The sequence below is a fragment of the Rhizobium sp. R634 genome (genome assembly GCF_002211305.1).
Classification (GTDB): Bacteria; Pseudomonadota; Alphaproteobacteria; order Rhizobiales; family Rhizobiaceae; genus Rhizobium.
Genome location: NZ_LOKW01000027.1, coordinates 17,247 through 29,610, shown reverse-complemented (window position 1 = coordinate 29,610; position 12,364 = coordinate 17,247). Strand labels below are relative to the sequence as shown.

Here is a 12,364-nt window from a genome sequence, read left to right as displayed (position 1 = left end):
GCCATCATCGTTGTTCCAACGGCGAGCGATGGCCGAATCCCTGAAAAGGAAGGGGCGTCTGCCGCCAGGCTGGCACGAACCGACTGTCTCGTCACTTTATGATCGCGCATCAGCGATTGCAGCGCCAGGAGCATTCGCCGAGCGGAAAAAGCTTTTGCCGCATCGCCCGCAAGGGCTATATCGTCAGATAACCTTGCTGGACTGGATGCCATGACCGATACCGTTCTAGACCGCTTTCTCCGTTATGTCGTTATCGACACGCAATCCGACCCTTCCTCGTCGACGCAGCCGACCACCGAGAAACAGAAGAATCTCGGACGGCTTCTGGTTGACGAGCTGTTGAAGATCGGCGTTGCGGATGCGCATCTTGACGAGCACGGCTATGTCTATGCGACGATTCCCGCCAATAGCGACAAGCCGGTGCCAGTCATCTGCTTCTGCTCGCACATGGATACGGCGCCCGATTTCACCGGCACGGATGTCAAACCGCAGATCGTCAGGAATTATGCGGGCGGGGATATCCAGCTCACCGGCGACCCGAGCCGGGTGATCCGCATTTCCGAACACCCAGAGCTGAAGAACCAGATCGGCAACGACATCGTGACGACCGACGGCACGACATTGCTCGGTGCCGACGACAAGGCGGGACTGGCGGAAATCATGACGGCGGCGCAGATCCTGGTCGACAATCCCGAGATCCGGCACGGGACGATCAAGATCCTGTTCACGCCCGACGAGGAAGTCGGGCGCGGCGTCAACAAGGTCGATCTCCAGAAACTCGGCGCCGACTTCGCCTATACGATGGACGGCGAGACATCAGGCCATATCGAGGACGAGACCTTTTCGGCCGATGGTGTGGAGATCGACATTTCAGGCGTGGCGATCCATCCGGGTTTTGCCAAGAACCGCATGGAAAACGCCATCAAGATCGCAGGCGCCATCATCGACCGCTTGCCGAGGGATATTGCGCCCGAGACCACAGAGGGCAAGCAGGGCTTCATCCATCCGGTCGACTTGAACGGCTCGATGGAGAAAGCGGCCTTGAGCCTCATCATCCGCGATTTCACGGAGGAGGGGCTCGTGGAAAAGGAGGCTATGCTCGAAGCCATCGTGAAGGACGTACTATCGGCCTATCCCGGCTCGACCTACCGCTTCGAGGTGAAAGAGCAGTATCGCAACATGAAGGTGGTGCTCGATCGTCATCCCGAGATCGTCGACAACGCCATCGAAGCCGTGCGGCGGGCCGGCATGACGCCTGTGCGCGGCAGCATTCGCGGCGGCACGGATGGCTCGCGCCTCTCTTTCATGGGGCTGCCGTGCCCGAACATCTTCGCCGGCGGCCATGCCTTTCATTCGCCGCTGGAATGGGTCAGCCGTCAGGACATGGAGAAGGCCGTTCGGACGATCGTTGAGCTTGCCAAGGTCTGGGAAGAGCGCGCTTAGACGCTCTTCTTGTTCTGAATTGGTGGCGTCAGCCGCCAATCGCCGGAGTGTCGCCGCGCAGCATCACGCTGTCATAGGCGGGGCGGGGAGTAGGGATCGCGATCGGCATTCCCGGCTCGGGCTCGATCGAGGTTTCCGGCTGGGTCACTGGCGCGGTGATGTGCATCTGTGCCGTGCTTGCTGTGGACATGGGGTCGGGAGCCGGCAGCGGAACGGGTACGGCCGAAGGTATCAACGCCTCGAATTGCGGCGGCAGCATGCTCTCACCGGGAACATAATTCATTGCCACCTCATAGGCTGGCAGCGGCGCCGGCGTTTGGAGCGTGCCATTGGGATCGCGCTTCTCGTAGAAGGCGTTGCCGCCGGCAACCGTGACATAATGCATGTTGTTGTAAGGGAATTTCAGCCCGTCGGTATGGAAGAACATCGCATCCTTCACCGCAGGATGGCGCGCACCTTTCATGAGGATGGCGTCGGCCGCGGTGGCAAGCTGCGGCTCGGCCTGCGACTTGACTTCGCGCGTCATCACACCCGGCGCAAACTGCTTCTCCTGGGCGACAACGCCGCAGATCGACTGAGGATAGGCTCCTGAAGTGAGCCTGTTCATGACGACGGTGCCGACGGCCAGATAGCCGTCTTCATCCGAATGCTGCGATTCGAAATACATCGCGCGCTTCAGGCAGTCGCGATCCTTGGCCGTATAGTTGAAAGTGACTTTCGCCGGTTGAACCTGTGCTGTCTTCGCCGCCGTTGCCACCGGCTTCGTCGTTGTCGTGCAGCTCGCGGCTGCCAGTCCTACGAACAAAATCCCGCCCAGGGATTTTGCAAAGGAAATCTCCGCCCTCAACGCCAGGTGCCTCCTATCGGATTAGTCCAGCCCTTTATGATTAACGCGAAAACGTTTTACTCGGCATGTGACAAAAATACAAACAACCCAGGATCACAAAAAGCTTGAGGGACTCTCGCCGAATACGATTCCGGCGAGGATCCGTTTCCATCAGCCACGGAACAGCTTCCAGCGGGTGGGCTTGAAGGCCACCCGGTTGCGGTCGAGCCTGTCGGCCTCGCTCGGCGGCAGCTCGATTTCGATATTCGGGCGGCCGTTGCCGATATCGAGTTCGATATGGCGGGTGCCGGCGACGCGGCGGCTGGAAACCGGGTGCCCGGCGATGCAGTTTTCCGCCGATTCGCAGAGCCTGACGTCGTGCGGGCGGAAATAGAGCTGCGCCGGCCCATCGGGCTCACCCTCGGCATTGAGGCCGAGCGAGCGGCCTTCGAAGCGGATGTCGCCGTCTGAAATATCGACCTGCAGGCAATTCGACTGGCCGATGAAGCCGAAGACGAAGGGCGAGTTGGGATAGTCGTAGACCTCGTCCGGCGTGCCGACCTGTTCAATTGCGCCCTGGCTCATGACGACGACCCGGTCGGCGAGCTCCAGTGCCTCGTCCTGATCGTGGGTGACGAAGACGGTGGTGTGGCCGGTGCGGTCGTGGATCTCGCGCAGCCATTTGCGCAGATCCTTGCGCACCTGGGCATCGAGCGCGCCGAAGGGTTCGTCGAGAAGCAGGACGTTCGGCTCGACGGCCATGGCGCGGGCGAGCGCCACGCGCTGGCGCTGGCCGCCGGAAAGCTGGGCCGGGTAGCGTTTTTCAAGACCGGAAAGCTGCACCAGTTCGAGCAGTTCCAGCGCCCGCCGGCGGATATCGGCCTTCGCTGGACGTCGCGCGCCGCTTCTCACTCTCAGGCCGAAGGAGACGTTGTCGAGCACCGTCATGTAGCGGAAGAGGGCATAATGCTGGAACACGAAGCCGATATTGCGCTGCTGCACTGACTTCTTCGAAGCATCCTCGTCGCCGAAGAAGATCTGTCCCTCGGTCGGGCTTTCCAGGCCGGCGATCAGGCGCAGCAATGTCGTCTTGCCGGAGCCCGAAGGACCGAGCAGTGCGATCAGCTCGCCGGAGCGGATATCGAGCGAGACATCGTGCAGCGCCGGAAAACGATCGAATTCCTTGCGGATGTTTTGAACGCGTACTTCCATTCCAGATCCTTCAGTGCCGCCGGCTGGCGGAGATTTCAGCGCTGTAGCGCATTTCCAGCAGCGTCTTCAAAACAAGAGTTACGAGTGCCAGCAAGGCCAAAAGCGTGGCGACGGCAAAAGCGCCGGTGAAATTATACTCGTTATAGAGAATCTCGACCTGCAGCGGCATGGTGTTCGTCTGGCCGCGGATATGGCCGGAGACGACGGAGACGGCGCCGAACTCGCCCATGGCGCGGGCGTTGCAGAGCAGCACGCCGTAGAGCAGGCCCCATTTGATGTTCGGCAGCGTCACATGCCAGAAGGTCTGCCAGCCGCTGGCGCCGAGCGAAAGCGCTGCCTCTTCGTCCGCCGTTCCCTGTTCCTGCATCAGCGGGATCAATTCGCGGGCGACGAAGGGGAAGGTGACGAACATGGTCGCGAGCACCAGGCCCGGTACGGCGAACAGGATCTTGATGTTGTTGGCGCTCAGCCATTGGCCGAGATAGGTGTTCGCCCCGAACAACAGCACGAAGACCAGGCCCGATATAACGGGGGAGACCGAGAAAGGCAGGTCGATCAGCGTTGTCAGAAACGCCTTGCCCTTGAACTCGAACTTGGCGATCGCCCAGGCGGCGGCGACGCCGAAGGCAAGGTTCAGCGGCACGCTGATGCCGGCGACGATCAGCGTCAGGCGGATCGCCGAGAAGGTTTCGGCATCGCCGAGCGCCGTGATGAAGGGGCCGGCTCCCTTGCGGAAGGCTTCGACGAAGACGGCGGTCAGCGGCAACAGCAGGATCAGCAGCAGGAAGACGAGCGAGAGAGTGATCAGGCTGTAGCGCGCGATCCGGTGTTCGGTCGTCACCGAACGCAGCTTGACAGGTTGAACGGTCGCATCAAGCGCCATAGCCGTACCTCCGCCTGCTCCAGCTCTGGATGAGATTGATGACGAGCAGCATGGCGAACGAGATGATCAGCATGATCGCCGCGATGCCGGTCGCTGCCGCGTAATTATACTCTTCGAGTTTGATGACGATCAGCAGCGGCGCGATCTCCGATTTGAACGGCAGGTTGCCGGCGATGAAGATGACAGAGCCATATTCGCCGACGCCGCGGGCAAAGGCGAGCGCGAAGCCGGTGAGCACGGCAGGCGCCAGCCCCGGCAACAGCACCCGGAAAATCGTCTGGAAGCGGTTGGCGCCGAGCGTCGCCGCGGCCTCTTCCACTTCCTTGTCGATCTCCTCCATGACGGGCTGCACCGTGCGCACCACGAAGGGCAGGCCGACGAAGATCAGCGCCACGACGATACCAGCCGGCGTGAAGGCGATCTTGATGCCGAGCGGCGTCAGGAACTGGCCGATCCAGCCGTTCGGCGCATAGAGCGTCGTCAGCGCGATGCCAGCAACCGCGGTCGGCAGCGCGAAGGGCAGATCAACCATGGCATCGATGACGCGCTTGCCGGGGAAGCGGTAGCGCACCAGCACCCAGGCGAGGATGATGCCGAAGACGGCATTGACGATCGCGGCGATGAAGGCGCTGCCGAAGCTGATGCGCAGCGCGTTCAGCGTGCGCGGATCGAGCGCGATCGACCAGAATTTCTCCCAGCCGAGCGCGCTCGACCGGACGGCAAGGCCCGAGAGCGGGATGAGGATCAGAAGGGTGAGCCAGGTCAAGGTAAGGCCGAGCGCCATTCCGAAACCCGGAATGACGCTCGGCCGTCTGAACCGCCACCGTGTGGGGCTATGTGCTTTCATGAAGTCTATTATTGGGCCGGCTTGTAGATCTGGTCAAATACGCCGCCATCGCCGAAGAATTTCGGCTGGGCTTCCTTCCAGCCGCCGAAGTCGTCGATGGTGGCGAGCGTCAGCTTCGGGAAACGGGCGATGTCGGCCGGATCGGCAGCTTCCGGCTTGATCGGCCGGTAGTAATGCTTGGCGGCGATCTTCTGGCCTTCGTCCGAATAGAGATAGTTGAGATAGGCTTCGGCGACCTTGCGCGTGCCCTTCTTGTCGACATTGCCGTCGACGACGGCGACCGGCGGGTCGGCGCGGATGGAAAAGGTCGGCGTTACGATCTCGAACTGGTCGGGGCCGAGTTCCTCAAGCGAAAGATAGGCTTCGTTTTCCCAGGCGAGCAGCACGTCGCCAAGGCCGCGCTGGACGAAGGTGGTCGTGGCGCCGCGCGCGCCTGTGTCGAGAACCGGAACGTGCTGCAGCAGTTTCCCGACGTAATCCTGCGCCTTGGCGTCGTCGCCGCCATTCGCCTGCTTGGCCCATGCCCAGGCAGCCAGGAAGTTCCAGCGGGCGCCGCCCGAGGTCTTCGGGTTCGGCGTGATGACCTGCACGTCGTCCTTGATCAGGTCGCCCCAATCCTTGATGCCCTTCGGGTTGCCCTTGCGGACCAGGAAGACGATCGTCGAAGTATAGGGCGTCGAATTGTTCGGGAGCTTCGTCTTCCAGTCGGCCGGGATCTTGCCGGTCGCCTTGGCGATGGCGTCGATGTCGCCTTCGAGGGCCAGCGTCACGACATCGGCGTCGAGGCCGTCGATGACCGAGCGGGCCTGGGCGCCGGAGCCGCCGTGCGAGGCCTGGATCGTAACGGTTTCACCCGTGTCCTTCTGCCACTTGGCAGCAAAGGCGGCGTTGAAATCCTTGTACAATTCGCGGGTCGGATCATAGGAAACATTGAGCAGCGACTGGTCCGCGAAGACGGGAGCTACGCTCCCGATTGCGAAGCTGCCTGCCATGACCGCGGCCGCGAGGAGCCGGGTGAGCCGTTTTGTCTGCATGGGAACCCTCCTGTTATCTGTCTTAACTCTATCAAGTCAGTCGTATAATGAAACGAAGGTTCTTCCGGTTCCTCGGCTACTCGTAGAATGTCATTCCATTTGAGGGCGTTTATTGAAATGGACGTGCCGAAGTTGGCCGCGGCCAATTTTCGCCTGCCGCGGTCCTGCCGCAGATCCGTGTTTTTTCTGCCACAGTTCCTCCACAAGAGGCGAGCGCGCGCTGATTTTTGCCCGGTTTTCGCCGCGATGACACTTGCGGATTCCTATATGGCGGCGGTGCGGCCGTATTTGCCGACCGCTACGTGGGGGCATCCTTGAAATGCGCCTCACATTCCAAACCTGTTAAGGGCCATTAAAATGAATATCAGAACTATCCTTTTTGCTTCCGTTGCCGCCCTTGCCGCGGCATCCGGAGCCCGCGCTGCCGACGCCATCGTGGCGGCGGAACCCGAGCCCGTGGAATATGTTCGCGTTTGCGACGCCTACGGTACCGGCTATTTTTATATTCCGGGAACGGAAACATGCCTTTCGATCGGCGGTTACATCCGTACCGAAGTGCGCTTCGGCGATAACATCGCCGGCGATTCCGACGTGAATTTCTGGACGCGCGGTCAGGTCACCTTCCAGGCCAAGAACGACACCGAGTACGGCACGCTGACCGGCGTCATCACGCTGCGTTACAATGTCGACAACGCCTCCGACCAGGAAGCGCTGCTCGACGAAGGCTACATCGACATCGCCGGTTTCCGCGTCGGTAAGCTCTACAGCTGGTGGGACGACGACATGAGCGGCGAGACCGATACGCTCGCCAGCAACGAGACGACCCACAACTCGATCCGTTATCAGTACGAGAATGGTGCTTTCGCGGCCGGCCTCTCGATCGACGAGCTGGAAGACGACTACGCCACCAAGCCGGGCGAAGGCCCGAACAACTTCGGTGTCGCAGGCCAGGTCTCCTACAAGGCCGGCGCCATCAGCGCTTACCTGCTTGCCGGCTACGACACCGACACCAGCGAAGTCGCTGTCCGCGGTATCGTCTATGCCGACATCGGTCCCGGCACGCTCGGCATCGCCGGCGTATGGGCAAGCGGCGCCAACTACTACTACGAAGAGTCCGAATGGACGATCGCAGCGGAATACGCCTTGAAGATCAACGAAAAGTGGTCGGTCACCCCCGGCTTCCAGTACTTCGAGAACATTGCGCTCGAGGCTGACGGTAACGGCTTTACCGGCGGCAGCGCCTACACCACCGGCGTCACGATCGATTACCGCATCGTCGACGACCTGCGTTCGAAGCTCAGCGTGCAATATCACGATGAGGACGAAGGCGACGACGAAGTGTTCGGCTTCCTGCGCTTCCAGCGCGATTTCTAAGATCGTCTGATTGCAGACGAGCGGGCGCGGCCTTCGGGCCGCGCCTTTTTCATACCCGGGAATCGGCGATGAAATCGGAATAGAATTCGTCGACCGTTCTTGCCTTGCGCATGGCGGCAAGCACGCCGTCCGTTTGCAGCCGCCGCGCGATGGCGGACAGCACGTTCAGATATTCGCCGCGATTGTTTTCCCCGAAGAGCAGCACGAAGGCGATATCGGTCGGGATATCGTCGATCGCCTCGAAATCCAGCGGTTGGGTGAAGCGGATGAGGAGGCCGCGCGGGCTGGTCATGCCGTCGATTGCCGCATGCGGGATGGCGATGCCGTTGCCGATCCCGGTGGAGCCGAGTTTCTCGCGCGTTTCGAGCGCCTTCAGGATGGTCGGTCCGTCGACGGAAAAAGCCTTGGCGGCCTTGTCCGCTATCGTCTGCAGCGCGCGCCATTTCGTCGGCGCCGACACGCCGATGAAAGTGTGCTCCGGCCGAATGATGCTGGGAAGGTTCATGTCATTCTCAATGCTGTTCTGGCTCGATACTGTTCGGGCAGCGGGCGGGAAGGGAGGTCAATCCGGTTCCCTGAGCCGGTAGCCGACGCCGGTCTCGGTGGTGATATAGTGCGGCTGGTCCGGAATCTGCTCGACCTTTTGCCGCAGCTGCCTGATATAGACGCGTAGATACTGCACATCAGCCGCCGGCCCCCATACCTGCTTCAAAAGAAACTGGTGGGTCAGCACCTTGCCCGCATGCTGGGCGAGCACGCGCAGGATGTCGTATTCCTTCGGCGACAATTTTATTTCCTCGCCATCGACTTTGACGATGCGCTTGACGAGATCGATCGACAGCCCGCCGGTCTGGAAGATCGCCTTTTCCCCCTGCTGCTGCAGCCGGTGGCGCAGCGCCACGCGGATGCGGGCGCCGAGTTCGTTGATGCCGAAAGGCTTGGTGACATAATCATCGGCGCCGCTTTCCAGCGCCTTGACAATGCCGGCCTCGTCGGTGCGGCTGGAGAGGATGACGACGGGCATGGAAAGCCCTTCATCGCGCCATTCCTGCAAAAGGTCATGGCCTGACTTGTCGGGCAGACCGAGATCGAGCACGACGAGGTCGGGCATATCTGCGGCGACCGATTGGCGGGCGCTGGCGGCGTTCGGCGCCTCCTGCACCTCGTAGCCCTGCGCGGTCAGGCCGACGCGGAGCAGCTTGCGGATCGGAGGCTCGTCGTCGACGACGAGGATTTTGACGGCTGAACCGGTCATCTGAGTTCATCCAGTTTGGGAATGTCGTTGGGTTTCGGCAGGCAGATGGTGAAGACGGCGCCCGGGCGGCTCGTCCGGTTGCCGGCGGCGATCGTGCCGCCCATCGCCTCGATGAAGCCGCGGCAGATGGAAAGGCCAAGCCCGGTGCCGGCGCGCACCTGATCGCCCTTGCGTACGCGGTAAAAGGTGTCGAAGACACGGGTGAGGTCGGCCGGCGGGATGCCCGGGCCTTCGTCCGAGACCTGCAGGACGACGTGGTCGGCATCGGCCCAGCCGCCGATATGGATCACCGATCCCTCGGGCGCGTATTTCGCCGCATTGTCGAGCAGGTTGAAGATCACCTGCTCGAACAGCACAGGGTCGACGCGCACCATCGGCAGATCGGCGGGAATGCGCATCTCTGTCTTATGGTGTTCGAGGATCTTCGCGGCGCGGGCGAGCGCGCTGCCGACGATATCGCCGGCATAATGCAGCGCGGAGTTCGGCTCCATCGCCCCGGATTCGATCTTGGTCATGTCGAGCAGGTTGGCGATGAAGCGGTTGAGCCGCTCCGATTCGTCGACGACGGTTGCGAGCAGGTCGGCGCGATCCTCCTCGGGCATGGAGGTGAAGTAATCGCGCAACGTGCCGGCGGCGCCGAGGATGGCGGCAAGCGGCGTCTTCAGGTCATGCGAGATCGAGGTCAGCAGGGCCGAGCGCAGCCGGTCGGCTTCCGCCGCCAATCTCGCCCGGTCGACATCGGCGACGAGCTGGACGCGTTCGATGGCAAGGGCCGCCTGGTCGGCCAGCGCATCGAGCAGCCGCTGCTGCTCCGGCGTCAGCAGCGGCCCGTCGCGGCGGTCGCTGTCGAGGCCGATGACGCCGATGGCGGTGCGCCCGGTTCTGAGCGGCACGTAAAGCCGTTTGGCGCCGGGCAGGGTATCGGCGCCGCGGCCGGCGGCGTGATTGTGCTCCCAGGCCCAGCGGGCGGCGGCGATATCGGCATCGTCGAGCGTGTCGTCGGGCGGATAACCGGCCTTGACGGCGATGGTGCCTTCTTCCGGCAGCAGCAGCACGACGCGGACCTTCAGCATCGATGCGAGCTGGAAGGCGGTCGCCCAGAGCACGTCGTCGAGCGTGCCGGTGCCGGCGAGCTTCTTGGAGAAGAGGTATAGGTCTTCGGTCGTGCGCGCCCGCTGCCGGGCGGCGGCGGCCTGGCGCTGCACGGTCGCCGTCAGATTGCTGGCGATGATCGCGACGCCCAAAAAGAAGAAGAGGGCAAGCACGCTTTCCGGATCGCTGATCGTCAGCGTGTAGCGCGGCGGCAGGAAGAAGAAGTTGAAGGACAGCGCGCTGAGGATGCAGCTGTAGAGCGCCGGCCGCAGCCCGTGGATGACGGCCGACGTCAGCACCGCCATCAGGAAGACCAGGGCGAGGTTGCGCACGTCGAGCACCTGGTCGAGCACGACGCTGACGCCGAGCGCGACGGCGACATAGGCTGTCGCCAGCAGATAGGCCCAGAGATCCAGCTGCGGCGCGGTTGCGGCCGCGCTGACGCCGCGCGCCGTGGTGCCGTCCTTCTCGTTGCCTGAAATGACATGGACGCTGATCTCGCCGGTCTTGCGGATCAGTTCGTCGGTGATGGAGCGGCTCCACCAATCGCGCCATGTCGGCTTCTTCGGTGCGCCGATGACGATATGGGTGACGTTATTGGCGCTGGCGTGGCGGACGAGTTCCTCGGCCACCTCGCGGCCGGGAATGGTGATCGCCTCGCCGCCGAGCTGCTCGGCAAGGCGCAGCGTGGCCGCGACGGTATCGCGTTCCGTTTCCGTCAGATTGATCGAGCGGGCAGTCTCTATGTAGACGGCGGCCCAGGGGGCGCGCAGCCGCGATGCCATGCGCGAGGCGTAGCGCACCAGCGAAGCGGAACGCGGGTGATGGTCGATCGAGACGAGGACGCGTTCGCCCGCCGCCCAGGGGCCTGATATGGCATGGGCCTGCATATGGGTGAGCAGCTGATCGTCGACCCGTTGGGCAGTCTTGCGCAATGCCAGTTCCCTGAGCGCCGTCAGGTTGCCCGGCGTGAAGTAATTGGTCAGCGCCCGCTCCGCCGTTTTCGGCATGTAGACCTTGCCGTCATGCAGGCGCTTGATGAGATCGTCGGGCGTCAGGTCGATGATTTCGACGTCATCGGCCAGATCGATGATCGAATCCGGCACCGTCTCGCGCACGCGGATGCGGGTGATCTGCGAGACGACGTCGTTGAGGCTCTCGACATGCTGGATGTTCAGCGTCGTATAGACGTCGATGCCGCGGTCGAGCAATTCCCTCACGTCGAGATAGCGCTTCGGATGCCGGCTGCCCTCGGCATTGGTGTGGGCGAGTTCGTCGACCAGCACGAGATCGGGCCTGCGGGCAAGGATGCCGTCGAGGTCCATTTCCTCGAGCGGCCGGCCCTTATAGTCGATTTCGACGCGGGGGATGATCTCGAAGCCGGCAAGCAGCGCCTCGGTCTCCTTGCGGCCATGGGTCTCGACGACGCCGATGACGACATCGAGGCCATCGTCGAGCTTGGCGCGGCCGGAGATCAGCATCTCGTAGGTCTTGCCGACGCCGGGGGCGGCGCCGAGAAAAATCTTCAGACGGCCGCGCGTCTCGGCCCGGGCTTTTTCGAGAAGCGCATCGGGCGAGGGCCTGCCGGCCTGGTCGCGATTGTCGTCTGGCATGCGTTTGGTCTTTCTGCAGATGCCTGTGCTGGAGGATGGGCGCTACGCCTCCTTCTCCTCATTCCTGTGCTCGTCACAGGAATCCAGCCACGCGAATTCCTTCGCGTGAAAGGAGTCTCCCGCGCCGCCGACGCGGCGCTGCTGGATCCCTGTGAGAGCACAGGGATGGGGGAGAAGGAGAAGGCGTGCCCAGCCAACGAAACTCACTCAGTCATAGAAGCATCAAGGCTCTGGTTCAACGCCAGAACATTGACTCTGGGCTCACCGAGAAGGCCGAGTTCGCGAGCCTGGACGGCGCCGTCGACCAGCGCCTTGACCTTGGCCTCGTCCAGGCCTCGCGCCTCGGCGACCCGGGGCACCTGGAAGTAGGCGGCGTCGGGCGAGATGTCAGGATCGAGACCGCTGCCGGACGCCGTGACGAGGTCGGCGGGCACTTGCGTATTCGGGTTCGTCGCCTTGGCGGCCTCGTAGTCGCTCTTGACGCGGTCGATCAGTTTCTGGCTGGTCGGGCCGAGGTTGGAGCCGCTGGAGGCGGCCGCATTGTAACCGTCGCCGGCCGCCGAGGGGCGGCCGTGGAAATATTTGTCTGCCGCGAAGGCCTGGCCGATCAGCGCCGAGCCGATCACCTGACCGTTCTTCTCGATCAGGCTGCCGTTCGCCTGGCTGGGGAAGAGGGCCTGGGCTGCACCCGTCATCGCGAGGGGGTAGAGAAGGCCGGTGATGGCGGTGGTGGCGATAATCATGACGACCGCCGGGCGGAATTCTTTCAACATTATTCTTACTCC

General features: G+C 62.6%; 11 protein-coding genes. 2 read left to right on the top strand and 9 right to left on the bottom strand.

The features are described from left to right. Nucleotides 1-210 precede the first annotated feature (210 nt). Nucleotides 211-1,443: a peptidase T gene (pepT, locus tag ATY77_RS27645; protein ID WP_088689701.1), complete on the top strand. Its 1,233-nt coding sequence runs from the start codon at nt 211-213 to the stop codon at nt 1,441-1,443. Between the two features lie 28 nt (nt 1,444-1,471). On the opposite strand, the gene ATY77_RS27640 is transcribed toward pepT, so the two are convergent. From ATY77_RS27640 to ATY77_RS27620, 5 genes are all read right to left on the bottom strand, one after another. Next, on the bottom strand, nt 1,472-2,290 hold the full coding sequence (locus tag ATY77_RS27640; protein WP_088689700.1) for a cell wall hydrolase: 819 nt from the start codon (nt 2,288-2,290) through the stop codon (nt 1,472-1,474). Nucleotides 2,291-2,440: 150 nt separating this feature from the next. Then, a complete protein-coding gene (locus ATY77_RS27635) occupies nt 2,441-3,481 on the bottom strand; it encodes a sulfate/molybdate ABC transporter ATP-binding protein (protein WP_088674659.1) in 1,041 nt (346 codons plus the stop codon). A gap of 10 nt (nt 3,482-3,491) precedes the next feature. Further along, entirely contained in the window at nt 3,492-4,364 is an 873-nt protein-coding gene (cysW, locus tag ATY77_RS27630; RefSeq protein ID WP_088689699.1) for a sulfate ABC transporter permease subunit CysW, read from the bottom strand. Next, nucleotides 4,354-5,211, bottom strand: a complete 858-nt coding sequence (gene cysT / locus ATY77_RS27625; protein WP_088689698.1) for a sulfate ABC transporter permease subunit CysT — start codon at nt 5,209-5,211, stop codon at nt 4,354-4,356. Before cysT ends, cysW begins: the two co-directional genes overlap by 11 nt. 8 nt (nt 5,212-5,219) lie before the next feature. Then, nucleotides 5,220-6,245, bottom strand: coding sequence for a sulfate ABC transporter substrate-binding protein (locus ATY77_RS27620; RefSeq protein WP_088689697.1), 1,026 nt, complete (start codon nt 6,243-6,245; stop codon nt 5,220-5,222). Between the two features lie 357 nt (nt 6,246-6,602). On the opposite strand from ATY77_RS27620, the gene ATY77_RS27615 reads away from it, so the two are divergent. Next, nucleotides 6,603-7,619, top strand: coding sequence for a porin (locus ATY77_RS27615; protein ID WP_088674655.1), 1,017 nt, complete (start codon nt 6,603-6,605; stop codon nt 7,617-7,619). A gap of 49 nt (nt 7,620-7,668) precedes the next feature. Here the strand turns inward: ATY77_RS27615 and ATY77_RS27610 are convergent, their stop codons facing one another. From ATY77_RS27610 to kdpC, 4 genes are all read right to left on the bottom strand, one after another. Next, entirely contained in the window at nt 7,669-8,124 is a 456-nt protein-coding gene (locus ATY77_RS27610) for a PTS sugar transporter subunit IIA (protein WP_088689696.1), read from the bottom strand. Between the two features lie 57 nt (nt 8,125-8,181). Beyond that, a complete protein-coding gene (locus ATY77_RS27605; protein ID WP_088689695.1) occupies nt 8,182-8,874 on the bottom strand; it encodes a response regulator transcription factor in 693 nt (230 codons plus the stop codon). After that, nucleotides 8,871-11,579: a sensor histidine kinase KdpD gene (locus tag ATY77_RS27600; protein WP_088689694.1), complete on the bottom strand. Its 2,709-nt coding sequence runs from the start codon at nt 11,577-11,579 to the stop codon at nt 8,871-8,873. The genes ATY77_RS27605 and ATY77_RS27600 overlap by 4 nt, the downstream gene beginning before the upstream one ends. A 203-nt stretch (nt 11,580-11,782) precedes the next feature. After that, the gene (gene kdpC, locus ATY77_RS27595; protein ID WP_088689693.1) at nt 11,783-12,352 is read right to left on the bottom strand and encodes a potassium-transporting ATPase subunit KdpC; all 570 of its coding nucleotides are present in this window, start codon (nt 12,350-12,352) and stop codon (nt 11,783-11,785) included. Nucleotides 12,353-12,364: the final 12 nt, after the last annotated feature.